The organism is Microbulbifer mixtoriginis (SeqCode) (assembly GCF_052466715.1).
Genome location: NZ_CP174288.1, coordinates 1632920 through 1656429, shown reverse-complemented (window position 1 = coordinate 1656429; position 23510 = coordinate 1632920). Strand labels below are relative to the sequence as shown.

Sequence of the window (23510 nt, the reverse complement as noted above, 5' to 3'; positions counted from 1 at the left end):
TTATGCGGTTCCTTCCCTGGCCATTTTTTCAATGGCACCAAAACCTAATTCCAATAATTTTTCAGAGTATAAAGAAACTAATTTCTCACAGTTCTCTGTAGCAGATATCCTGATGTGAATACTATTATTGCCTGCTTCCAGAGGGTGTCGTACCAAGTTATCCTCAATAACCAGATACGGTTTGCCCTCCCTTTGTAAGATATATTCCTCAGCCTGAATATCCTGCAACATTAAGACGCGCTCATGTAGAAATACTTTTGGCATTCTTCCACCAGCAGGCATCTGCATTCTCATCAAGATTGTTTCGATCAGAACCCCAGATTGATCCAAGCACTCCAATAGCTCAACCAAGAGTTGATAGTGCTCAGCAAAGCTTAAAAGTACTGGAGTTGTACCCACCGGTAACTGAGAAATTGCTAGAAAATCGGATTCACCTTTCAAGGGCAATGTCTGGGCTGCGCAGAGTTTAGGGGTTTGCGGATAGGGATTGCGCAGTAACCTACTGGAAAGCTCTATCACTTTACTCATACCGCCTCCGCCAAGTAAAAAGTGCTACCCTGGTCAACCCTAACTTCAGCCGTACAGTAATAGCCATTGAGAGCAATAGAACATACCAATAGCTTCTCTTCCTCTTGGAATCTACCCTCAACTCCGTGGCTAATAATGTTTAACCAGGGATCACTACCAAAACAGTGCCCCCACCTTTCATGAAGATCGGGAAGCTGCTGGAAACTACTGAGTAAACGGGTAAATATTTGTCGTATGTTTTCTGGGAAAAATGGCAAAGATAAAGTTAGATCCTTCCCAGCACTGGCCATCTTTCTGATAATTGTTGCAAACTCTGGTGTTGTGTTATAGGTAACCGCACAACCGGCTGTAATATCTTCCACTCTGAATGAGTCGACTTCCAAGAGCAATGTGCATAAACCAAAGCCGCTCTTGCCCCAATTTTCATTACTCTGCCAAAAGCTTAAATCCAGCACATTGGCATCCAGAATACTGACTAGTACATAACGTACAGCTGGATTTTGTCGCAAGTAATAGCGCAGGCTGTAACCCCAGGATGCACACTCATAAGTGTTCACAAAACTGGTCACAGGAATACTTGGTCGATTTTTCAGAGAGTTTAAATCGTCCGTATTAACGGCCCCAGTCGTAAAAGGTAGCTCAATCATGGTTGAACAAAGAAAGTGTCGGTTAATCTCAGCCCTTACCTCCTCTGGAATAACCTCTGTTACACGAGCACTCTGTTCAGATATAATTTCACCGATTTGTGCGAAGGCTTCTTGCAAGCCTCCACTCTCTGCAAAAGTAATATTTTCTATGGGGGTAAATGCCGCTGACTTCAGGTATAAGCTCATAGCCGATGCCCTTTCGCCTTACTATAAATCTCGAAAAAGCAGCGGTAGGAACTTCCTTCCATCTTGGTGAACGCCAGCAAATCCCGCTGGCGAGTTTTGCTTTGTACCTTACCCGAAGATACCAAGTGCAAAAGTAATTCGTTACTGGCAAATTTTGTTGCCAGCACTCTATTCACACTATGCATTGAGAAGATGGTGGCCGAGGTTTGCTCATTACAGAGATAAATCAGATACTCGACAATCTCCTGATCCGCAACAGACAACTCAACCTCCCCTTGATCTCGTAACCAAAGCACAAAGTGCATCAGAGACTTCACAAAACGGGGACGCACAAGTGTCAGGAAGCGATTAACACTCCCTAGACCACCTTTGCTAAGCAGCATCTCTTTAGTAACTGAGACACGACCACGGCAGTTCCCCAGTTGCAGCTTGCCATCCAGGAAGGGCTCACCAACAGATGACTGCTTCAATTCAGCACAGAGTTCAGGAGGCAGCATCAATGTAACTGGGAATGGCCTTGCTGCCTGTTTGGCAACAACCATGGCAAACCCTAGCTTTTGTGCCTCTATACCATGAATTTTATTGATATTAAGCTGCAAAACACCATCATCATCCTGTATCTCAGTCTTCCAGCTCTGCAGGCTTGGGCCACCGGGGTCTGTCATCAAGAAGTGACCAAAAATCCCCTGCTCCACCCAGTTATTCACTTGAGCCAGCTGATCTTCAGTCGCCGTCAGACTCATCATGATGGAACCAAACAGTCCTATCATTTCATGGAAATGGTGGGCCAACCCCTCATCGCGCACCTTGTCAATAATTTGATCAATAACAAAAGTTTGTTCAAATTGTTCTAGTGGCTGCTTGACCGATGGCTCTCGAAGAGGGGCAGGCTCTGTCAGAGGGTCTTCAATGATCATTGAAGCATCGAACAGACGCACACAGGCCTCCTCAAGAAGCCCTTGCAGTGAAGCTGGCACTGGAGAAACGGAAGAAAGCTGATTGATTACAAAGCTGCCGGCAATAGATTGCAGTTCCATAAGTTACTCCATGAGGTAGGATTTAGCAGAAGGTAAACTCAGGAATGGAGCAACGGTATAGCTCGCGTTATAGGCTCCGCAATTGCTGAAAACAGCCAGGTCGCCAGGCTGTACAGGCCCGCCTTTTATTTCACCGATCACATCTTCCTTGTTACAGGAAGTACCTACCAGCAAACAGCTCTCTGTACTGCTCTCAAATTCCAATATTTCATCGCCACGCAATATCAGTGGCTGACTGAAGCGTTTAAAAGTACTTTCCGTTTTCGCTAAAAGAAAGTTCTGCGCCATGCCGCCATCACAGATTCCGTACTGCTGCCCTTCTATCGATTTCACGTAGCGAATCTGAGTTACAAAATATCCCGCACTGGCAACCAGAGCACGCCCACTTTCGTGGGCGATTTTTATGTGAGAGGGAAATTCACCAAGTAATTCCCTATATTGTTCAAAATTAAAATCAATACTTTCCCAATTCAGATCAAAGCCACCGCCAAGGTTAACTAAATCAATGGCATAGCCTAGCTCCCTCTCAAATTTCTCAACTATTTGCAAAGCTGCTTGCGCAGTATTAAAAGCGAGCTTTGCGAAATTATAGGATCCTCGGAACACATGGAATCCAGCAACTTTCAACTCATGTTTTTTACAGAATGCCAAGGCCGTTTCAACATCACTCCAACCAAAGCCAAAGTGGTCTCTTCTCGTGGTTACCGGAGCCTTCTCAAATTGATCCAAGGTACTGGGGTTCAAACGAAGTATCAGCGGATTAATCGGACGCTTCCCCTGAAACTCCTTAACGATTTCTAACTGGGATAGATTATCGATCACCAGTGTGCACTTACTTGCAATTGCCGCTCTGAGGAAACTTTTATCTGCGGAAGGGTTATTGATATAGCGAGGGCTTTCACCTCGAGGGAGAAGATTCAACTCCCCCACAGAGGCAATTTCAACTCCATCTTCAAAAACATGACCACTACGTACGACAAGATCAAGGCAGCTATTCGCCTTTAGGGAATATATGAGAGATGTTCCCAGGCGGCCTTTCAGTTTTTGGTAGTTATCGGCAATATCTTTTAGGGAGTAGACATAGCACGGTGTTGAAAAGTGTTGCCTTTGCTGGCTCAGCTGGGCAACGAGCTTTTCCAATGAAGCTTTCATGATATCACCAGGATAAATTTAAATTCATTCTTATATAGGGCACAAATATTTCAGCCGTATTTACGACTTACCGGTCTAAAATATTATTTATTAATAAGCTAGTACGCTGCCCGCCGACCAAATAGTCTCAGTATTTCCAACTGAGAAAACTCATGCTTGAAGCTCTTGTTCAAGTTTTTTCTTATCAATTTTGCCGTTTGCTGTTAGGTCGATTGATTCAACAAATCGCACTTCCCTCGGAGTGTAATCAGCATCCAGATTCTCTTTCAACCACACTTTGAGCTGCTGTTGATTTTCGGGCGTGTTTTCCTGCAGTTCAACTACACAAACCGCAACCTCATTTTGAAACTTATCTAAAGAACCGAGCACTACACTGAGGTGTACCAACGGGCATGTATCAATTACGGCTTCCAAATCTTTGGGGAAAAGGCAAAAACCTGCTTGCTTGATCAGATCCTTGGAGCGCCCCCTGAAGTAATAGAAACCCTCCTGGTCCCGACTAAATAAATCGCCAGTAGCAAGCCAGTTATCATCCCGGTACAGACCATTAAAGATTTGTGCCCCCCCTTGAGCACAGGGATCGTAATATGCCTGCATAACTCCGGAGCCACGCACGAAAAGCTCACCAATTTCATTGGCCTCGGCCTCTCTATAGGCGTTGGTACCGGCATCCATCAGAAAAATTCGAGCATCTAGGCCGGGAATAGGCTTACCCACAGACCCCATCTTCTGCTCCCAAAGTTCCGGTTCCAGATAAAGGGCCCTTTTACACTCAGTGAGACCATACATTGAGAAAACATCGAGCGCCGGACAATATTCTTTCCAAGTGCGAATGACATACTCAGGTAGGTGCCCACCAGTATTGGTTAAAGCGCGAAGTACAGAAAGATCAGGTTTTACCAGTGTCAAAATTTTCGCCAAGGAAGCCCCCATCGCCGGAACAATGGGTAACACTGAAATTTTCTGATCAGATATTACTTTCAAAGCATGAAGAGGGTTGAACGTTTTATCGTAAAGAATTGTTGAGCACCCCGTTTTGAGGGCAAACAACACCTGGTATAAACCGTAATCAAATGACAATGGTGAAAGGCAGAGTATGCGATCCGTCTCAGCCAAGCGAAGATACTGCGAGAGTGAATCCAGAGAAGTAAGCACATTCTGGTGGGTGAGCATTATGCCCTTTGGCTTACCGGTACTTCCCGAGGTGTAGATAATGAGGGCCAGGTCAACACCTGTCACCCTGACAGGTGTGCTGAGTTCAAATAATCGCTGCTGCGGTCGATAAGTAGCCAGCGAAATAACATTTTCACCTTCCACAATGGCCTTGGCATTGCAGTCGCTTGCTATTGCACTCACTGCGGATTGTGAGGCATCACCCTTGACGGGAACCACCACCAAACCGAGGTGCCAGGCCGCCAACATTGTTGCCACTGTAGGAATATCGTTTTGCGCTCTGATTACCAGCCTGTCTCCATGGACCAACGGAGTATCGGCCAACTGCAAAAGTGACAGAGCCCTCTCACAGCATTGATTTGATAAGTTTTCCCCAGTCAGATTTTCAAGGCTTCCACTCCAGAAGCCACTAATAACCCTATCGAACAGGTCGGCAAGCGAGAACATCATTAGTCCAAATATTTTTTTTAAAAATTATTCTATAGCTCCCGACTTCCCCCCAAAAAAGAAACTGGAGCTACCTAGATGGCACGATCATTTTATAAAGTGAGCTCTCCATAATGACAAGCATTATCTTGAAATCCTGTGATGAAGTTTTCATTCCGGCTCATGCAGTTCAGGAAAGTCATAATTTCCTAAATTTTTTTTATGTTGACTTTTGATTATTATTGAACAGGACATTCAGCAGAAAAATAATTTTATTGGTGGGCAGCAAAGGGAAACTATTTTTTAGTGACACCTTGAATTCCGCAAATCAGTTATTAATGTGCAAATTATTTCCATTATTAATGAGGCTTATCTCTAAAGTATCTCGCCACTCCCAATAGCCACATGAACAACCTAAATCTTTAAAATTGACATTATATCTTTAAGTTGTTGACCTTTTGTTACATTAAACATCTAACAATAAAATTATTTACTGTGCTTCTCGGCATTAAATGCATCAGGCACCACGAGCTCAGAACCAACACAGCCATTCCAGTGCGCTCTTTGGGGAGTTATTGGCGACACTTCCGTCAGGCTAATGGCCAAATCCTTAACAAGAATTGGTGGAAAATTAAGCCAAAAAAGGCTTTTAGAAGTAGCGGCTAATATAATCAGACCAAAGCTTGGTTTTGATCATGAAGAGTCTTGCGGGATTCACTTGGCTTTTAATTTCATGCGGCACAAATAGTTTCACTGGAAACAATATAGGCAAAGCAGAAGCCGATTTATTGGCTTCCAGCCGCCGCAAAAACCTGAACCATCAGTCACTAAATATTTCCTAGGATGTGCTTGCGTCGATAGTTTTTTGAACCGCATTCCGGTCAATGCATCTCGCTACAGAAGTTGTAAACGATAAAGATGATTTATGTGATTTGCAGCCCGAGTTTTTACTGCATCAGTCTTATGAGCTGTCATAGAAAATCAAAGAGGAATTGAGATTGAACAGTTGGCCATTGCCGCTCACCCACCAGCCGCAAAAATCCAACATAACCTCGCGGATGATTTTTCTCACTCCATTAATCCTCATTGCGCTATTACATCCTAACCTAAGCGCTGATGTGAGTAGGGAGTCTGTAGAATCCATCAGTACACCAGATAAAGTAGAAAGCAGCATTGGGCTGCTCAAGTTTCGCGATGGCGCCCCTTATCCCGATACGGCAGAGAAACTCTACGACTACCTGGATCATATGCGTGCAGTAGATAGCTTCTTAAAAGGCATTCAAGGGGCCTCGGTGCACGGATTAATGAAAGGCGCTCGTGAGCTGGGAGCTAAAGCCGCCAATGAGGTTTTAATCTTTGATCGGCTGATGAATTCTGAATCTCTATTTCTAACCGGAAACACATCGACGATTTACACCCTCGCCTTTCTGGATCTCAAGCGCGATGGCCCCACTGTGCTGCATTCACCACCAGGGGTTTCGGGAGCATTTAATGATGCCTGGTTCCGCTATGTGGAGGACATTGGTCGCTCCGGGCCAGATAAAGGGCGCGGCGGTAAATATCTGGTTCTTCCGCCAGACTACAAAGGCAATCTGCCCTTTGGGTATTTTCCCGTCTACCCTCGCTCTTTTCGAGTATGGGTATTTATGCGCTCACCAGGGGAACAGCCATTGGAAGCCGCCGCCCAAAGTGTCAAAGACCACCTCAGGATTTACCCCCTCTCCAGAAAGGGAACCCCCCCGCCGATGGTGTTCATTAGCGCTTCGGGCAAGGCCTTCAATACCATTCATCCCAACAACTACAAATTTTATAAACACCTCAATGAAGTCATTCAGTACGAATGGATTGGCATGCTGAACCCGGAAACCCGCGGCCTGTTTGCCTCTATTGGTATCGAAAAAGGCAAAGCGTTTAGCCCCGATGAACGCATGACCAAGATCCTTACTGATGCCGTTGCCATCGGCAATGGCATCGCCCGCTCTATCGTCTGGTATCCCCGCACCGACAAATCCCTTGCCGATATCAAGATCTACCCCGGCACCGACAGCGCCTGGGTAATGGCATTTCCCGGCAAGAATATTTTCTTTAATGGCCCCGATGGCAAAACCATCAATAGCGATGCTCGGGTCAGCTATTTCTACCCCTACACTGGGGTAAGTCCGGCAATGATTGCCCTTGAGCCCGGCAAGGGCTCTGATTACGCCATCGCCTTTGTCGATGAAAATAAGGAGCCCTTCGATGGCGCCAAGAAGTACAAGCTGCACTTACCGCCGGAGGTGCCTGTCAACGCTTTCTGGGCCGTTAATATCTACGACAGCCAGACCCGCTCACAGCTCAAGACAAGCCAGAAATTCCCCTCGGTAAGCAGCCAGAGCAAAGGGATCAAACAAAATTCCGACGGCTCTTACGATATCTACTTTGGTCCCCAAGCCCCCAAGGGCTTCGAACACAACTGGCTGGAGACAGTGCCGGGCAAGGGGTTTTTTGTGATATTGCGACTCTATGGCCCCCTGGGGCCCTGGCTGGAGAAGACCTGGCGCCCAGGAGAGGTTGAGCCCACAGACTATTGATCGGCAGGGGCCAGCCGGCGACGGTAGTTACGCGGCGTATCCGAAAACCACCGCCGACAAGCGCGCTGAAAAGTGCTCTGCTCCGCATATCCCAGCAGCCCGGTAATCTGTCCCAGAGCTAGCCCGGTATTTGCCAAGTACTCCGCAGCCATCTCCCTACGCACCAGGTCCAACAAGGCATCAAAGCGCAGACCTTCACCTGCCAGACGTCTCTGCAGAGTACGTGGATGCAGGCTTAAGTGGGCCGCGACCACCCCCACCTGATACTGGCCAATAGGCAGCAATTGCCGCATCAAGTCCCTAACCTGTGTACTCAGAGAGGCATCAGAAGAAAAAGACTGCTGCTCTAAATAATTGATGGCCAACCGTTTGGTAACCGGATCGGCACAAGCGAGCGGAGTATCCAGCTGCTGTGCCGGGTACTCCATGGCGCAGTAACCGGAAAGGAATTCCACCGGGCAGGAAAAGTATTCAAAGTAATCGGCGGGATCGGTCAGAGCGGCATGTGGCAACAGGACTCGCTGCGGTGCCACATTCGCGCCCATCAGCATTTGCAACATCACCAGCGCATTCCCCAAGGTTTGCTCATGGATCTGGTGAAAACACGATAAAGCCGGATCGAGTTGATCGAATACCAGGCGCTCTAAAGTACCACCAGGGACCGATTCAATCCGCAAGTGAATAGCGGGGCTGTGCAATGACATAAACCTAGCCACCGCCAGAATCGCCTCTCTGGCCGAAGTGGAGTTGCAGGCTATCACCGCAATCCCTCCCAATCGATCGACCCCCTGTCTTGCTGCCAGACGAAGGGCAAAGTCAGCGCACTGTAACCGCTCGGCGGTTAGCTCCAGCAAGCGCGCTACATCCAAGTGTGACAGCAAGCGGCTATCCGATATGACAATATCCTCAGGAAGACTAAATTCCGTAAGAAATGTGCGGGCATCTCCTCCAAGCTCCGATGCCAGTTCGCTATACCCCGTAAGCACACTGGCTCGTATCAAACTACCCATTGCTCCTCCAGGGCGCCAGCTGACGCCTCAAGATAATTTTTTGTCGCAATGTAGCAATAAAAAAGCTTCACATCTACGCAGTCTATTGCGTCTAAAGACACAAAAAGGATGATGATTTTGCAACCACTTCACTTTGATGTGCTAATTATTGGAGCCGGGCTTTCCGGTATCGGAGCCGCCTGCCACCTGCGCCGCGAATGCCCCTCCAAGAAAATTGCCATCCTAGAGCGTCGCTCTCAAATCGGAGGCACCTGGGATTTATTCCGCTACCCAGGTATTCGTTCGGATTCAGATATGTTCACCTTTGGCTTCGACTTCCGCCCATGGCCGGGGCTGAAAGTATTGGCTGATGGACCCTCTATCCGCCAATATCTCATTGATACTGCAAACGAGTATGCAGTTAGTAGAGATATTCACTTTAATGTCGACCTCCACAGCGCCAACTGGGATAGCCAAAAAGAACTATGGATTCTGCAGGGAAGCAATACTCAGAGCGGCAAGCCCTGTTACTACAGCTGTAAGTTTTTAATCTCATGTACCGGGTATTACGATCACTCCCAGGGATATCTCCCAAAAATTCCTGGTGCCGAACAGTTTCAGGATGACTACATCCACCCCCAGCACTGGCCGGAAGAACTGGATTACCAAAACAAAAAAATTGTTGTGATTGGCAGTGGTGCCACCGCTATTACGCTGGTACCCGCCCTGGCTGATCAAGCCAAGCATGTCACCATGTTACAGCGCTCTCCTAGTTATGTTATTTCCGTACCCGCGTTCGATAAACTCTCGGCACTGTTACTAAAGTTTCTACCAAAATCCTGGGTGTTTAATTTTGCGCGCTGGCGAAATATAAAAATACAACGCTGGCTCTTTAAGGCTTCTAAACGCTGGCCACATTTTATGCGCAAACTGTTCCTGCGGGGGGTTCGCAAAAGCCTACCCAACGACTTTGATATGCGTCACTTCACACCGAGCTACAGCCCCTGGGATCAACGTATTTGCGCAGTGCCCGATGATGATTTCTTTGCAGCAATAAAATCAGACAAAGCCTCAGTAGAAACCGGGGAGATAAAGGCCATTGACAAACAGGGTATCGAGTTGGAATCAGGGCAACAGATCGAGGCGGATATCATTATTACAGCTACCGGATTAAATATCCAAGTGCTCGGAGGCATGCAGCTGAGTATTGATGGCAAGAAAGTACCCATCAGTGAGAAGCTCACTTATAAAGCTGTGCTCTTGGAAGGTGTCCCCAATATGTCTTGGGTGTTTGGGTATACTAATGCCCCCTGGACCCTAAAAGCAGATATCTCTGCCCGCTACATCTGCCGTTTAATCAATTATATGGATGAACATCAGTATGAGATTTGTTTGGCGGAAGATAACGAGGCCTGCGCTGAAAACAACTCTGTGATGAGTAGCCTGAGTTCCGGTTATGTCAGAAGAGGAAATCATGCCCTTCCCCGCCAGGGTAATAAATATCCGTGGCGCCTTCTGAATAATTACGAACAAGATTACAAAATTTTACTACAGGAGCCTATTAAGGATGCTTATCTTACCTTTCAATCAAAAAAGGCTTCCGCAAACTTAGAAAAAGAAACAGCTAACACTAATATAACAGAAGATATGGCCACCCATTAAACAATAGAGGACCGTTAAGCGATGCCCCAGTTTTATGTGGAGTAGCAAGGCGCTAAGCTAATAAACGAGAGTTTATACAAAATTCAAGAATGAAAACTTAATCGTCCATTACTTTATTGTAGCCATAACTATCTGTCCCATATACTTGAAAATTGGGTACGTCTGGAAGCTTGTATTCAACTAACCCTTCTGCCGTTGAATACACATCAACTCCTGATGGAGCCACCCTAACATGATTTGGTGTACAGCGAGCCACAACAGAAAACCGTGAATCATCATTACTGGTGTTTGGATATGAAGCGTGCATATTTAAGGAGGAAAAAATCAGGCATTCACCAGCCTTCATATGGAGGTCAACAACTTTAAACTTATCAAAGTAGTCCTCACCTAACAGCTCAACTGCTGTACGAAAAAGTAGTGTACTCTTAACAAAAATAGTTCCATAGAGCGCTATCTTGAGCAACGCATATAAATGAGAAATAGAAAATGGCAACAATGACAAGTAAAAGATTTGATTGTCCTGAACATAACCATAGAGATAATCCATCCGAGCATCGCCCATTGACCCTGGCAATATACGCAAACAACCATTTTTCTCCGTGCAGTCTGTAAGCGCCACCCAGGCGTTCAACTGGATAACAGCTGGGTCCATCTTCTGGCTTGGCTGTAACTTGGCATACTTCCCTGTCTCTCGGAAAGTAGCATTTTGATGCCATATCGTCCCCCTTGCACCAGGGAACTTATGAAACATTTGGCTCCGCCAACACATAACTTCATCACCCAACAAGCTAGCTAGGCGCTCTGTTATTTGCGGCCTGCGAAATAGTGCTCTTAGTGACTTTATTCTCAATGCCTGATAAAGCCCGGCCACCTCTATCGACCACTGATCGTGCCTTTCAGCAATGTCTTTAACTTTTTCGCTCATGTAATTTTTCCCATGAAAATCACATGAAAACTCGTCCAGTAGCTCACCCCTAAGTTGCTCTGCCTCACTTTTAGAAATAACCTGAAACGGAGGCAGATAACCATTCTTCTCAAAAAAGTCTAAATCTTTTTCATTGAGAAAGCAGCCCCCCTCCTTTGGCCTATCCAGCTTATCTCGAGAAATAGTTACAGTCAGGTTTTTAAGCGAATCCAGATCATCAAGCAATCGTTTTTTCTTTTTCCCCTGCCATGGCAGAACAAATACTTTATGAAGCATTACCAGTGCCACCATCGCCCATACCCGCAGGGATTGCAGACTTGTTATTTCAAACCCACCAGCAACCTCCTCTATAGAGCCAAATCCTTTAAGCATTTCCGCCAAAGTGCCCTTTTTCATAAGCATTCCGACTTATAGTTACCAACGAAAATGAAACCCCATAATTTCTAATATCAGCCAGAGAAAAATGGTTAAGGCTGTTCCGCTGGAGTATTTATATTCATTGGTTCTGGAGTAACCAGATTCCACCAAAAATCAAATTTATCCATAAGGGAAAGCAATACCTTTAATTGCCCCACATCCCCATCAATTTTCACCGCACCTTCATTCAGTTTTTCCTGTATAGAGGATGCCCCCAGGATAATATCGTTGAGATCATTGCGATTAATAGTAACGAAGCTTTGGGGCTTTTCTATTGGGGGGCCGTAGTTGAGCACACCATTCTCAAGCACAAGAGAGTATGCTTCCTGTATGTCCGGCAAACTAATATTAATAGCAATCTGCTTCCCGGTGGCCTTGGGCCCATTTAATCGAATTCCCAGATAATCAAAAATAAGCACCGTAGGCATACTGCGGATGGTATCGGCACTGGCAGTTAATGGCACTGGCAATCGCTCTATACCATCACGCAATTCCCTGGCACCACTTAAAAAAAAGTTCCTCCAGGTACCATTCTCTTGTTGGTAACCCATCTGTTCCAGCGCATTCGCCAGCAGGTCACGGGCAGCGCGGTTGTTGGGCTCAGCGGAAACCAGCTTGTCCAGCACTTCCGCCACCCAGCGGTATTCTCCAGCCTCATAATCTTTCTTGGCTTGCTTTATGAGATTGGCCGCCCCCCCCATATATTGAACGTATTTTTTTCCCGCCGCCGTGGGTGGCATTGGATAGAGCCGCGCTGGATTTCCATCGAAGAACCCAAGGTAATAATTCCAGACCGCTCGGGTATCGTGATTGACACTGCCATAATATCCACGATTGGCCCAGTATTGGGAAAGCTCTGGGGGTAGCTGCATTAACTCGGCAGTCTGGACCATGTTATAGCCATGATTGGCCAATCGCAGGGTCTGGTCATTGAGGTACTTATACAGGTCGCGCTGCTTTTTCAAATGGTTGACGACCTTCTCCGGCCCCCAGGTGGGCCAGTGGTGTGGAGCAAAGAGGACTTCCGCCTGCCCCCCCCAACGCTGAAGTGTCTCATTGAGATAGCGGGACCAGGCTCGGGCATTGCGCACCTTGGCGCCGCGCAGGGTGTAAAGGTTGTGCAGTGTGTGAGTGGCATTCTCCGCAGCAGTAAGCGCCTTTAATTCGGGAATATAAAAGTGCATTTCTGCTGGGGCCTCGGAGCCCGGTGCCATCAAAAACTCAAACGTGAGGCCATCAATTTTTCTTGTTTCACCAGTTTTACTGATCGTATCGGTAGGCTCAATCAGAGTGACCGTACCTGTGGACGTTTCCAGCCCCAAGCCCGATCCCAGAGTACCCATTGGGCCTTTGGGTATAAGGTTGCCATACATAAAACTGGCACGGCGCGCCATATGATTACCGGCAAACACATTTTCACTGACCGCCTCAATTAAAAAATCTTTGGGTGCGATCACTTTCACCCTGCCAGATTTTACTTCCTCTTCATTAACAACCCCACGCACACCGCCGTAATGATCGACATGGCTGTGAGTATAAATTACTGCCACTATCGGTTTATGCCCCCGATGCTCACGATATAAATCCAACCCGGCTTTTGCGGTTTCCGTAGAGATTAAGGGGTCCATAACAATGACCCCAGTATCCCCCTCAATAAAAGTGATATTGGAGAGGTCCGCACTGCGCACCTGGTAAATTCGCGGTATCACTTCATAGAGACCGCCCTGGGAGATTAACTGAAGCTGGCGCCAGAGACTGGGGTTAGCTGTGGCAGGGGCTTGTTGGTCATTGGCGAATTGGAAGGCCTGCAGGTTCCATACCTGATCACCTTTTTCATTTTTGATAATACCGTCATTCAAAAGTGGGGCAATAAATCCCCTTTTTACATTGGCAAAATCCTCCCGATTGGCAAAGGGCAACTCTTTCAGTACCGCCTGATTTGCTTTTTTTGTAATTACGCTGGCAGGCTTTGGCTCGTACGCCAACAGTAAACTGGGAATGAATAACAAAAAAAATAAGATCAGAGCGCCATTTCTAGCAATAGCACCTCGGTTTTTTTTCATTTTTCTCACCCGATATTAAATTGCGCCAAACCCTGTAGTGGATCTGCCTATTAGTAAAAAATAATGGTTGAGAGCAAAGTGGAAGAAGAGACTCTTCTGTAGAGAATAGGAAGGATTATAGGCTGGCAGAGGAAGGTCGTTAGTCACTAGCCCCGCTATGAAGAGCGGGGCCAGCCAGGGTGTCCTGGCTGGGACACTATAAGGTGCGGCTCCAGGGGCACTGGGCAAGTCGGAAATAGTCCACCTCCCCAGGGCCACAAGTCACTGGCTACATAAATCCATCAACGCACATCGAGTAGATGCCGGGCGATAATCAGGCGTTGTATTTCGCTGGTTCCCTCGTAAATAGTGGTAATGCGTACATCGCGGCTCATACGCTCCAGCGGATACTCGCGGGTATAACCCACCCCACCGTGAATTTGTAGGGCCAGGTAGCAGGCTTCATTGGCTTTTTCACTGGCAAACAGCTTGCCCATAGAGGCCGCAGGGCCGAATGCCTGACCGGCATCTTTTTGCCATGCGGCTTGTAACAACAGCAAACGAGCACCTTCCAACTCGGTATATTTATCGGCTAATTGCCACTGCAAACCCTGGAATTGCGCCAACTTCTTGCCGAATTGCTCGCGCTCGTGCATGTAACTGCGAGCGCAGTCCAATGCCTCAAGACCGATGCCCAGCGCTAGTGAGCCGATACCAATGCGCCCACCGGCCAACTCGCCGGCGGCAATGCGGAAACCGCGGTTCTCTGCACCCAACAGATTGGCGGCGGGGATTCTGCAATTGTCGAAGGATACTTCATTGGTAACAGACGCCTTCTGCCCCATCTTCTCCTCGGCCTTACCGATAATCAGACCCGGTGTGCCAGCCTCCACCAGGAAGCAACTAATGCCTTTGCCTTTGGCCGCCTCGGGATCGGTTACTGCCCAAACTACAAAAATGCCAGCGAACTCAGCACTGCTGATAAACAGTTTGCTGCCACTGAGCACATATTCGTCACCGTCTTTCACGGCGCGGGTGCGCATGGCTGCGGCATCGGAACCTGACCCCGGTTCTGTCAGGCAAAAGGAACCCGCGGCATATTCACCGCTGCAAATCTTGGGTAAATACTTTTGTCGCTGCTCTTCATTGCCGACGGCCTGGATGACCTCGGCCACCATATTGGTAACAGAAGTGGTCGTAGCCGTGGAACTGCAGCCGCGGGCGAGCTCGGTAATCGCCAGGCTGAAAGCTATGGTGCCGGCACCGGTGCCACCGTAGTTGGGATCGATATTGATCCCCATAAAACCCAGTTCAGCCAAGGCTTTCAGCTTGGCCAGCATCAACTCGCGGTTACCGGTTTTATCGAGCTCTGCGGCGATGGGCTTCAGTTCGCTCTCGGCAAACTGACGCGCCGCATCCTGAATCATCTGCTGCTCTTCGCTCAGTGAAAAATCCATACAGTACCTACTTTATCGTTATCGCGGTTGGATGGGCGGCACAGGGCACCGCTCACTCATAATGTTGAGGATAATAAAATCCTGGCAGACATTGGTTGTCAATTCGCCATTTTCCCCTGGGAAATCTGCAATCAATAGAAAGGTTTGCGGTGCTGGGAAGTGTTTAGGTGTGTAGCCCTGTTCGAGCTTATCCCGGAAAGATACCTAAGAGTGCTCTCTCCCCCACCGTCTCGGCAACCTTGTTTGTTTATTATCTGCCAAGTGGTGAGCGTTTCGGCCATCCTTGACCGTTCAAACGCAGGCCTAGCGCCTGGTAGTTTTACCTTTAGGCTCTGGATCAGGTACCGCCACGGCAGTATCTGTTTTTACTTCCTCCATCACCACATAGGTGTGGGTTTCCCGTACACCCGGTACCGAGGCCAGCTTCTCACCGAGAAAACGGCGGTAACCCAGCATATCCTTAATGCGAATCTTCACAAGATAATCAAAGCCGCCGGCCACCATATGACATTCCTGCACTTCCTCAAGGCCTGCCACATGCTGGTTAAAGGCCTCCAGGGCCTCGGTAGCGGTGTTATTCAACGTCACCTGGATGTATACCACCAAGCCGGCATGAACCTTGAGAGGGTCCAGCAACGCCACATAATCACGGATAAAGCCCTCTCGCTCGAGGCGCTTGACCCGCTCCAGGCAGGGGGTGGGACTGAGGTTCACACGGCGCGCCAACTCTACGTTTGGCAGGCGGCCATGCCGTTGAAGAATCCGCAGTATTTGGCGATCGATACGATCCAGATCTTCCAACTGTCGAGACATTACAAAATACCCTACTGGCAATCACGCATTTAGGCGTGATATTTAACCACAACCGTCGCCAAAATGGCGATTAATTCTAAGCACTTTCGCACATAATCCGGTCTTTTATTCTGACCCTAGATATAGAGCTTGGGAGACGATATGTCGACAAACTTCGCCGGAGATCTCCAGAATGCCCGAGAGCGGGCACACGAGTATTTGCACGCCGACGAAAACCAATGTGTTAGCGAGCTCCTGGCCGCCCCCCGCCCCAGTGACGCCCTGCGCAAGAAAATTCTGAACACCTCGCGCGAGCTGGTGCGCCACTCGCGCCAGCAGCGCAGCAAGCGCGGTACTCTCGATGCCTTCCTGCAGCAGTTCGGCCTTTCCAATAAAGAAGGCGTGGCACTGATGTGCTTAGCGGAATCCCTCCTCAGGGTTCCCGATGCTGATACTGCCGACAAACTGATTGCCGAGAAAGTGCATTCCGGCAACTGGTCCAGCCATCGTGGCCAGTCAGATTCTCTGTTTGTGAACGCATCTACCTGGGGGCTGATGCTCACCGGCAGCGTGGTCGAGCTGGACCCGGATATTACCGAGCGCCCCTCTCACTGGATGAAGCGCCTGATCAGCCGCATCGGCGAACCCATGGTGCGCACCTCTATGATGCAGGCCATGAAAATTATGGGCGGCCAATATGTATTGGGCCGCACCATCGAAGAAGCCCTGAAGCGCGGCCCCAAGGAAAACCTGCCCGGCACCCGCTTCTCCTTCGACATGCTCGGCGAAGGTGCGCGCACCATGGCCGACGCCCAGCGCTATTACGACGCCTATATGATGGCCATCGAAGCCATCGGCAAAGACAACAGTAAACGCGATGTCGTCGAAGCTAACGGCATCTCTATCAAACTCTCCGCCCTGCACCCCCGCTACAGCGTATTGCAGCGCGAGCGTGTAATGGGCGAACTGCTGCCGCAGGTTAAACGCCTGTGTGTGGCCGCCGCCAAATACGATATGGGCCTGAATATCGATGCGGAAGAGGCCGAGCGCCTAGATATTTCCCTGGATATTTTTGAAGCCCTGGCCCGCGACCCGGAACTGAAAGATTGGCAGGGCCTCGGCTTTGTTTTGCAGGCCTACCAGAAGCGTGCCCCCCATGTGGCCGACTGGCTGATTGCCCTGGGCCGCGACACCGGCCGCAAGCTGATGGTGCGCCTCGTTAAAGGTGCTTACTGGGATAGCGAAATCAAGCACGCCCAACAAATGGGCTTGAGCGATTACCCGGTGTACACGCGCAAATGCCACACCGACTTGTCCTACCAAGTGTGTGCAAAAAAACTGCTGGACGCGGAAGAAGCGATTTACCCGCAGTTCGCCACCCACAACGCCTATACCGTGGGCCTGATTTTGGAAATGGCCGGCGAGCGCACCAATTTCGAATTCCAACGCCTGCACGGCATGGGTCACCTGCTCTACGCACAGATCGAAGCCGTACACGGCAAGCGTGTACCCGTGCGGGTTTACGCCCCCGTGGGTGCCCACCGCGACCTGCTGCCCTACCTGGTGCGTCGCCTGTTGGAGAACGGCGCCAACAGCTCCTTTGTGAACCGCTTTATGGATGAAGACACACCCATTGAAGCACTGGTGCAGGATACCCTCGATTTAAGCGAAGCCTGCAACCCACTCCGCCACCCGCAAATTCCTGTACCGGAGAATATTTATATGGGCGCAGAGGCCCTGCCACGGAAAAATTCACACGGCATAGAACTGACCGACCCACTCGCAGTAGAACCCCTGTTGGAAGAAGTACAAAAACAACAGGGCAAGCACTTCCTCGGTGGCCCTATTGTTGATGGCGTAATGGGCAAGTCTGAAGAGCCGGTTTACAACCCAGCCAGCGGCGAAGTAATCGGCCATACCGCCAATACCGACAAACATTTAATTGAGCGGGCCTACGCCTCCGCCACCGAAGCGCAGATCGACTGGGACCGACAGGGTGGCAACAGCCGCGCTGAGATTCTCGATCGTATCGCCGACTTCTATGAGAAGAAAACCAACGAACTGGCAGCCATTATCTGCCTGGAAGCGGGCCGAACTCTCAACGACGGCATTAGTGAAGTGCGCGAAGCGGTAGACTTCTGCCGCTATTACGCCAATGCCGCGCGCCAACACTTTGCTGAGCCCACCGAGCTGCCCGGCCCTACCGGTGAAAAGAACCAACTGTTCCTTGGCGGCCGCGGCGTATTTGTGGCCATTAGCCCCTGGAACTTCCCCCTGGCCATCTTTACCGGCCAAGTGGTTGCCGCCCTCGCCGCCGGTAATGCCGTACTGGCCAAGCCCGCCGAGCAAACCCCCATCATCGCCGCGCACGCCGTGCGTATCATGCTCGACGCCGGCGTTCCCCCCAAGGTACTGCACCTGATAACCGGTACCGGCGCCGCCGTGGGTAAACTGCTGATCGAAGATCCGCGCCTGGGCGGCGTAGCCTTTACCGGCTCCACCGAAACTGCGCGTCTGATCAACCAACAGTTGGCCGCTAAAGAGGGCCCGATCGTGCCGCTGATCGCCGAAACCGGCGGCCAGAATGTCATGGTCGTAGACTCCACTGCCCTGCCCGAGCAGGTAGTGGACGACGTGATTCAATCTGCCTTCCTGAGTGCCGGCCAACGCTGCTCCGCCCTGCGTATTTTGTGTGTGCAGGACGTGATTGCAGATAACCTGCTCAATATGCTCAAAGGTGCCTGCGAAGAATTGACCCTTGGCGACCCCAGTAAACTGGAAACCGATATCGGCCCAGTGATCGACGAGAAAGCCCTGGGCTTGCTGGAAACCCACCGGGAACGTATGGCCAAAGAAGCAAAACCGCTATTTGCCTTCGACGAAAACAAAAAACCCGGCCAAGGCACCTTCTTCGGCCCGCAAGTGGTAGAAATTGAAGATTTCTCCCTGCTCAAGCGCGAAGTCTTCGGCCCCTTCCTGCACGTGGTGCGCTTTAAAGCCGAAGAACTGGAGGACGTGATCCGCCGCATCAACGCCACCGGCTACGGCCTCACCTTCGGCCTGCACTCCCGCATCGAAGGCCGCGCCGACGCGGTATTCAAGCGTGTGAACGTGGGCAACTGCTACGTAAACCGCGATATGGTCGGCGCAGTAGTAGGTGTAAACCCCTTCGGCGGCCAGGGCCTATCCGGCACCGGCTTCAAAGCCGGCGGCCCCCACTACCTGTTCCGCTTTGCCACCGAGAAAACCAAAACCATTAATACCGTTGCCACTGGTGGTAATACACAGCTGTTTAGCTTGGGGCAGTAAGCCTTAAGAGCTGAAAGAGCGGGCAAAGCCCGCTCTTTTTTACTTCAAAATCACAATCACCTACCACCCCCTCCCCAGCGCTCACAGCCCCACCCTATTTAGCCAAACCCAAAATGTCACTGTTAAATGGCAATAATGCTTAAAACAATGTAGCTACGGCGCTGTTCTCTAGATGTATCCAAGATCAAAAGCAGCGGCACATATCCACCGGAGCAACCAGCCAACTCACTGACTTTTAAGGCATTGTCAATAATATCAAAAGCCACGAAATAACAAGATAACTATGCAACTTCTTATATCCACATTCTGACGTTTGTACTAATTATGTCTAAAAGACTGAGTTTTCTGGTTTTTTTCGCTATGCCTGCGGTCTATGATGATGGGATATATGAATGGAGATATAATGCAGCTGCTTTTGAATACGCTGTTAGGTATCAGAGATTGCATGAAGAAAATATCTGGAACAACATTCTATTTTAAGAAGCTTTTCCCAAGTATATGGTTTGGGTTTCTTACATTATTTTTGGTCACCTCTTTAATAGCTGGGGCAACCAAAGAGTCATTGATGTTTTGGTCATGCCAGTGTTCATGGCTGCCTTTGGCTTTTTCTTCTTCAAAAATCTACTCTGGGATCTAGCTGACGAAGTCTATGATGATGGTGATTCATTACTCTTCCGAAAAGGAGGGAAGGAGCAAAAAGTTCTTCTCAAAGATATTGTTAACATTAGCTACAACCAAATGAGCTCACCAGAAAGGATTATCTTACATGTCCGTTCAGATGGTGCCATAGGCAAAGAGCTGGCGTTTAATCCCCCAATGAGGCTAAACCCATTTTCAAAAAATCCCATTGTAACTGAGTTAATCGAGAGGGTAGATCGTGCCAGAAACACCTAACAAATTGCTGAAATTTGTTCCGGCTGCCGTTTAGCAGGACGTTATGAGTCCGAATGACTGGGTTTCATTGTGAATGAGAAAATAAATATATTTCTATCAAGCTTGTTTATCCTTGTCGTTGTAGTTGGATTGTCAATTTTTGCGGGTGTTGCGTACATCTATACACTTTGCGGTCTATCGGTGTGGGCTGTGATCGGTCACTTGGTCACGCTAGATGATGATATGCCGGGAGAGTGGAGCAACATGGAAGGTTCACCCGAAGTTTGGCGTAGATCAAGAGTAGAGCTTTTAATAAAATCCTTAGTAATGTTTTCTCTCGTTACAACTACGTTCGCTTTTCCAAGCCTGGGAGAATACGGTGCCCACTGAAGTCGCGGAAACTCATAACAATGCCGGGCAGTTTGCTCCGAGCCTGCGGCCCTCCGCGAGACAGCCTACGCTCCGCTTCGGCTGCCCTTGCTGGCAACGTTAACCCATATGACTAAAATGGAAGATATAGAAGTTTACGTGAAAGGAAATGAAACAACGCAAGTGGTTTCATTCCTCAATGAAGAGATTGGTGCGTTGTCTTGCGATTGCGAAATCAATGAGAGATATACTTTATTCACGTGTAATAAGACTGCGGTTCTGATTAATACTGGCATTAAAGATGGTTATATATCAGTTTTTATCAAGGGTGCAGAAAAATGGAACTCTGATGTTGAATTTGCTAGAAGGCTAGTGGAGGCTCTTGGGTTTACTGTTCGCTGTGACCCTGGTGTCGAGTTTCCTGAAATTTCGCCTTACTCAGATATTTTCATTGAAATAAATGAGCAAGGGGAGAGTTTTGTTGAGTGGGGTTAACAAGGCAAAGCACGCGTCAAGCGCGTGTTTGCGACGTTAGGGCAGCATCATGCTAAGAATTGTTGCTGCCATGTGTTTGCTAATTTCTAGCTCAGTTCTAGGAAGTGAAATTTATGGCAAGTATGAAAGCGAATCAACGATAGGCCTAGGCCTATTTGGCGGGCACATCTTAGAAGTAAACAAAGGTGGTTTTATTCACCAAATGACCACCGACATCCTATGCGATAGAAGTGACCCAAATTGTCATCTTAATAACCCGCCATACAGGCCCTATAGAGGTTCATACTCCTTACATGGAAACCAAATCACCTTCCAAAGTGAGTTCATGGATGAAAAATCATACTTTTACGTAAAGTATCGCAACAAAGAATTTCTTCTAACTGAATCAGAGAAGTTCGCATTTGATCAAGCAAGAAGGTTACCCCCGGTGGTATTAATTAAGGTGGCTGATAGTGCCGTGCAAAATCAGCCCTAACATTCACAGGCAGTTTGCGCCGGCCCCTGACAGGGCCTCTGCGGGACGGCCTACGTTACGCTTCGGCCGCCCCTGTTGTGGGCGTTATTGTGGCGGTCTAATTTTTAGATGTTTTGTAGCTGCTGCAAGCATCAATCTCTATCTGAGCACTCTTTTCCTGAGAGTTTTCCTGTAATCTGGTACCGCAGTTTCGCTCCAGTGCCATCGTTTTAAGTCAGCAAGCCCTGCAAGCCAGCTACGCCATCATAGAGTGCGAATCAGATAGTTAACTGGTTGGGAAAGTATGGTATTTTTCCCTGTAAATTTATCGGGCAGTGGCCAGCCAAAGTTGGCTGGCAGAGAGCTAGTAGGTCGTTCAGTGCGCGCCAATATAACCAGGCCAGGCAAGAATGCCCAGCCGGAGGCTGGGCTGGACAGCCTACGCTCCGCTTCGGCTGCACTTGCTGGCAACGTTATGTTTCGGTAGCAGAAAGCCAAGGAAAGCAAAATGTTCAGCTATAAAAATCTTAGAAGCGAAAATCTGAAGCCGCTACTTGCAGTCCTCAAAATTTTGCATTTCATTTCAACTGCTGTACTTGCTTTAGTCCCGATCTGTATTGTTCCTGGAATGTATTTTGGTGTCTCCGTGCCATATATGCTTTCGTTTGCTGTCTACGCAGCTTTTGGGATTATTTTGGCCGGGTTGCTAGCGTCGCTGGTGGCATTTGAAGAGAGTTATCGTCAAAGAACTGTATATTTAGAGGCTACGCGGCGAGATCAAACATAACAATCATGGGCAGTGAAGCTCCGGCCCTTCGGGCCTCTGCGGGACGGCTTACCTTATGCACGTTTTGCGCGGTCGCTTCGCTCCCATTTTCGCACAAAACGCGCATAAGGCAAGCCGCCCATGCCGTGGGCGTTAGGAGGCCCACAAATGCAGAGAAAGCACAGAATATTCGCCTACTTAACTGTGTGGATTGCTTCATTCTATATAGCTGGGTTCTTCTGTTTATATCCTCTGATGGCCAGATATACAGTTGGTGTAGAACCAGGTTATACAATCGCACGTACCGCTATTTTTCTACATAGTACTTTTTATCAGCCATTAATTTCTTATGCAGGCCCTGAGAGCCGCATCAGTAAATTGTGGTATAAGAATTCTCTTTACTGGTGTAATAGAGTTCATGAGAGAGAGTTTTGCGAATCAAGATCCTAACAAGCGGCTGTAGTCGCCATGCTTTGCATGACTGGAACGGCTTTGAAACCTCCCCCCATGGAATAGACGCCTACCTTTTGAATAGGATAGGAAAAAATGCCGAAAATACTGAGTGAAGAGCGGATTGTTGAATACTCAACAGAGCTCAAAGTTAGAGTGGTAGCTCTCACTAATCAACTGAAAGTAGATACGACTACTATCGCTAACATTATTGGTTTGCATCCAATAATGGTGTATAGATGGCGACAGGAAAGTAGAGAAGGCAAGCTGGTCGAGAAGCCCAGTCGTAGAATAAGTATGACAAAGATAACGAAAACTCAGTCTCAAACTGATGATAAAGAGATAAAACGTCTTAAAAAGCAGGTTGAGAAATTGCAAAAGGAGAATGATCTCCTAAAAAAGTGGGAAATGTACCTGAACGTTCATAGCTCTTAATCGATCAGACTTTGGTGTCAGGTACTTATGTAGAAATTTAAATATTAAACCTCAAGTTTTTTATAAGCGGCTTAACAGTGATGAGAGTACTCCAGACATAGAAAGTAAACGGATTCTAGGGTCTATAGAGGCTATCTACACGCAGCATAATAGTAATTATGGAAGCCCAAGAATTAGCACAGAGCTGAAAGCTAATGGTGAGTGAGCAAATCACAAACACGTTGAGCGCCTTACGCGAGAGACTGAAGTCGTGGGAAAAGCAGGAAAGATCTATCGTCAACGCCCGTCACCTGAAAACCCTTGTATTAAGATTGAAAATATACAACGAGAGCATGGTATGTCGGCGAAACCAGACT

17 protein-coding genes are annotated in these 23510 nt (G+C 48.4%); 7 read left to right on the top strand and 10 right to left on the bottom strand.

Going from position 1 to position 23510, the window contains the following annotated elements; genetic code table 11:
• From ACJJH9_RS07505 to ACJJH9_RS07485, 5 genes are all read right to left on the bottom strand, one after another.
• Window positions 1-528, bottom strand: coding sequence for a hypothetical protein (locus tag ACJJH9_RS07505; protein WP_252085537.1), 528 nt, complete (start codon window positions 526-528; stop codon window positions 1-3).
• On the bottom strand, window positions 525-1361 hold the full coding sequence (locus tag ACJJH9_RS07500; protein ID WP_444885280.1) for a hypothetical protein: 837 nt from the start codon (window positions 1359-1361) through the stop codon (window positions 525-527). Before ACJJH9_RS07500 ends, ACJJH9_RS07505 begins: the two co-directional genes overlap by 4 nt.
• The gene (locus tag ACJJH9_RS07495; protein WP_444909881.1) at window positions 1358-2398 is read right to left on the bottom strand and encodes a hypothetical protein; all 1041 of its coding nucleotides are present in this window, start codon (window positions 2396-2398) and stop codon (window positions 1358-1360) included. The genes ACJJH9_RS07500 and ACJJH9_RS07495 overlap by 4 nt, the downstream gene beginning before the upstream one ends.
• Window positions 2399-2401: 3 nt before the next feature.
• On the bottom strand, window positions 2402-3550 hold the full coding sequence (locus tag ACJJH9_RS07490) for a type III PLP-dependent enzyme domain-containing protein (RefSeq protein WP_444888732.1): 1149 nt from the start codon (window positions 3548-3550) through the stop codon (window positions 2402-2404).
• Window positions 3551-3700: 150 nt separating this feature from the next.
• On the bottom strand, window positions 3701-5170 hold the full coding sequence (locus ACJJH9_RS07485) for a class I adenylate-forming enzyme family protein (RefSeq protein WP_444924808.1): 1470 nt from the start codon (window positions 5168-5170) through the stop codon (window positions 3701-3703).
• Between the two features lie 977 nt (window positions 5171-6147).
• Here ACJJH9_RS07485 and ACJJH9_RS07480 point away from each other — a divergent pair.
• Entirely contained in the window at window positions 6148-7719 is a 1572-nt protein-coding gene (locus ACJJH9_RS07480) for a DUF1254 domain-containing protein (RefSeq protein ID WP_444890624.1), read from the top strand.
• On the opposite strand, the gene ACJJH9_RS07475 is transcribed toward ACJJH9_RS07480, so the two are convergent.
• On the bottom strand, window positions 7713-8729 hold the full coding sequence (locus ACJJH9_RS07475) for an AraC family transcriptional regulator (RefSeq protein ID WP_444924807.1): 1017 nt from the start codon (window positions 8727-8729) through the stop codon (window positions 7713-7715). The two genes, ACJJH9_RS07480 and ACJJH9_RS07475, sit on opposite strands and share 7 nt — an antisense overlap.
• 111 nt (window positions 8730-8840) lie before the next feature.
• Between ACJJH9_RS07475 and ACJJH9_RS07470 the strand changes: the two genes are divergently transcribed.
• On the top strand, window positions 8841-10370 hold the full coding sequence (locus ACJJH9_RS07470; protein ID WP_444925211.1) for a flavin-containing monooxygenase: 1530 nt from the start codon (window positions 8841-8843) through the stop codon (window positions 10368-10370).
• Between the two features lie 97 nt (window positions 10371-10467).
• Here the strand turns inward: ACJJH9_RS07470 and ACJJH9_RS07465 are convergent, their stop codons facing one another.
• The 4 genes from ACJJH9_RS07465 to ACJJH9_RS07450 form a co-directional block, all read right to left on the bottom strand.
• Entirely contained in the window at window positions 10468-11691 is a 1224-nt protein-coding gene (locus ACJJH9_RS07465; RefSeq protein ID WP_444924806.1) for a phytanoyl-CoA dioxygenase family protein, read from the bottom strand.
• A gap of 71 nt (window positions 11692-11762) precedes the next feature.
• Entirely contained in the window at window positions 11763-13775 is a 2013-nt protein-coding gene (locus tag ACJJH9_RS07460) for an alkyl/aryl-sulfatase (protein WP_444924805.1), read from the bottom strand.
• A gap of 281 nt (window positions 13776-14056) precedes the next feature.
• On the bottom strand, window positions 14057-15211 hold the full coding sequence (locus ACJJH9_RS07455; protein WP_252085529.1) for an acyl-CoA dehydrogenase family protein: 1155 nt from the start codon (window positions 15209-15211) through the stop codon (window positions 14057-14059).
• 303 nt (window positions 15212-15514) lie between these two features.
• Window positions 15515-16024: an Lrp/AsnC ligand binding domain-containing protein gene (locus ACJJH9_RS07450; RefSeq protein WP_252085528.1), complete on the bottom strand. Its 510-nt coding sequence runs from the start codon at window positions 16022-16024 to the stop codon at window positions 15515-15517.
• Between the two features lie 141 nt (window positions 16025-16165).
• Here ACJJH9_RS07450 and putA point away from each other — a divergent pair, with 141 nt between their 5' ends.
• From putA to ACJJH9_RS07425, 5 genes are all read left to right on the top strand, one after another.
• Complete coding sequence (gene putA / locus ACJJH9_RS07445; RefSeq protein WP_444885288.1) at window positions 16166-19312, top strand: bifunctional proline dehydrogenase/L-glutamate gamma-semialdehyde dehydrogenase PutA; 3147 nt, start codon at window positions 16166-16168, stop codon at window positions 19310-19312.
• A gap of 498 nt (window positions 19313-19810) precedes the next feature.
• A complete protein-coding gene (locus tag ACJJH9_RS07440; protein WP_444924804.1) occupies window positions 19811-20206 on the top strand; it encodes a hypothetical protein in 396 nt (131 codons plus the stop codon).
• A gap of 477 nt (window positions 20207-20683) precedes the next feature.
• Complete coding sequence (locus tag ACJJH9_RS07435; RefSeq protein ID WP_444924803.1) at window positions 20684-21049, top strand: hypothetical protein; 366 nt, start codon at window positions 20684-20686, stop codon at window positions 21047-21049.
• A gap of 962 nt (window positions 21050-22011) precedes the next feature.
• A complete protein-coding gene (locus ACJJH9_RS07430) occupies window positions 22012-22290 on the top strand; it encodes a hypothetical protein (RefSeq protein WP_444909890.1) in 279 nt (92 codons plus the stop codon).
• 525 nt (window positions 22291-22815) lie between these two features.
• The gene (locus ACJJH9_RS07425) at window positions 22816-23154 is read left to right on the top strand and encodes a transposase (protein ID WP_444909891.1); all 339 of its coding nucleotides are present in this window, start codon (window positions 22816-22818) and stop codon (window positions 23152-23154) included.
• Window positions 23155-23510: the final 356 nt, after the last annotated feature.

What these genes read in the sequence shown, in the direction of transcription:
- ACJJH9_RS07435 (WP_444924803.1), top strand. Translation starts at nt 20,684, where the DNA reads ATGACTAAAATGGAAGATATAGAAGTTTACGTGAAAGGAAATGAAACA.
- ACJJH9_RS07455 (WP_252085529.1), bottom strand. Translation starts at nt 15,211, where the DNA reads ATGGATTTTTCACTGAGCGAAGAGCAGCAGATGATTCAGGATGCGGCG.
- ACJJH9_RS07475 (WP_444924807.1), bottom strand. Translation starts at nt 8,729, where the DNA reads ATGGGTAGTTTGATACGAGCCAGTGTGCTTACGGGGTATAGCGAACTG.
- ACJJH9_RS07425 (WP_444909891.1), top strand. Translation starts at nt 22,816, where the DNA reads ATGCCGAAAATACTGAGTGAAGAGCGGATTGTTGAATACTCAACAGAG.
- putA (WP_444885288.1), top strand. Translation starts at nt 16,166, where the DNA reads ATGTCGACAAACTTCGCCGGAGATCTCCAGAATGCCCGAGAGCGGGCA.
- ACJJH9_RS07450 (WP_252085528.1), bottom strand. Translation starts at nt 16,024, where the DNA reads ATGTCTCGACAGTTGGAAGATCTGGATCGTATCGATCGCCAAATACTG.
- ACJJH9_RS07505 (WP_252085537.1), bottom strand. Translation starts at nt 528, where the DNA reads ATGAGTAAAGTGATAGAGCTTTCCAGTAGGTTACTGCGCAATCCCTAT.
- ACJJH9_RS07490 (WP_444888732.1), bottom strand. Translation starts at nt 3,550, where the DNA reads ATGAAAGCTTCATTGGAAAAGCTCGTTGCCCAGCTGAGCCAGCAAAGG.
- ACJJH9_RS07495 (WP_444909881.1), bottom strand. Translation starts at nt 2,398, where the DNA reads ATGGAACTGCAATCTATTGCCGGCAGCTTTGTAATCAATCAGCTTTCT.
- ACJJH9_RS07465 (WP_444924806.1), bottom strand. Translation starts at nt 11,691, where the DNA reads ATGAAAAAGGGCACTTTGGCGGAAATGCTTAAAGGATTTGGCTCTATA.
- ACJJH9_RS07430 (WP_444909890.1), top strand. Translation starts at nt 22,012, where the DNA reads ATGTTCAGCTATAAAAATCTTAGAAGCGAAAATCTGAAGCCGCTACTT.
- ACJJH9_RS07470 (WP_444925211.1), top strand. Translation starts at nt 8,841, where the DNA reads ATGATTTTGCAACCACTTCACTTTGATGTGCTAATTATTGGAGCCGGG.
- ACJJH9_RS07460 (WP_444924805.1), bottom strand. Translation starts at nt 13,775, where the DNA reads ATGAAAAAAAACCGAGGTGCTATTGCTAGAAATGGCGCTCTGATCTTA.
- ACJJH9_RS07500 (WP_444885280.1), bottom strand. Translation starts at nt 1,361, where the DNA reads ATGAGCTTATACCTGAAGTCAGCGGCATTTACCCCCATAGAAAATATT.
- ACJJH9_RS07485 (WP_444924808.1), bottom strand. Translation starts at nt 5,170, where the DNA reads ATGTTCTCGCTTGCCGACCTGTTCGATAGGGTTATTAGTGGCTTCTGG.
- ACJJH9_RS07440 (WP_444924804.1), top strand. Translation starts at nt 19,811, where the DNA reads ATGGTTTGGGTTTCTTACATTATTTTTGGTCACCTCTTTAATAGCTGG.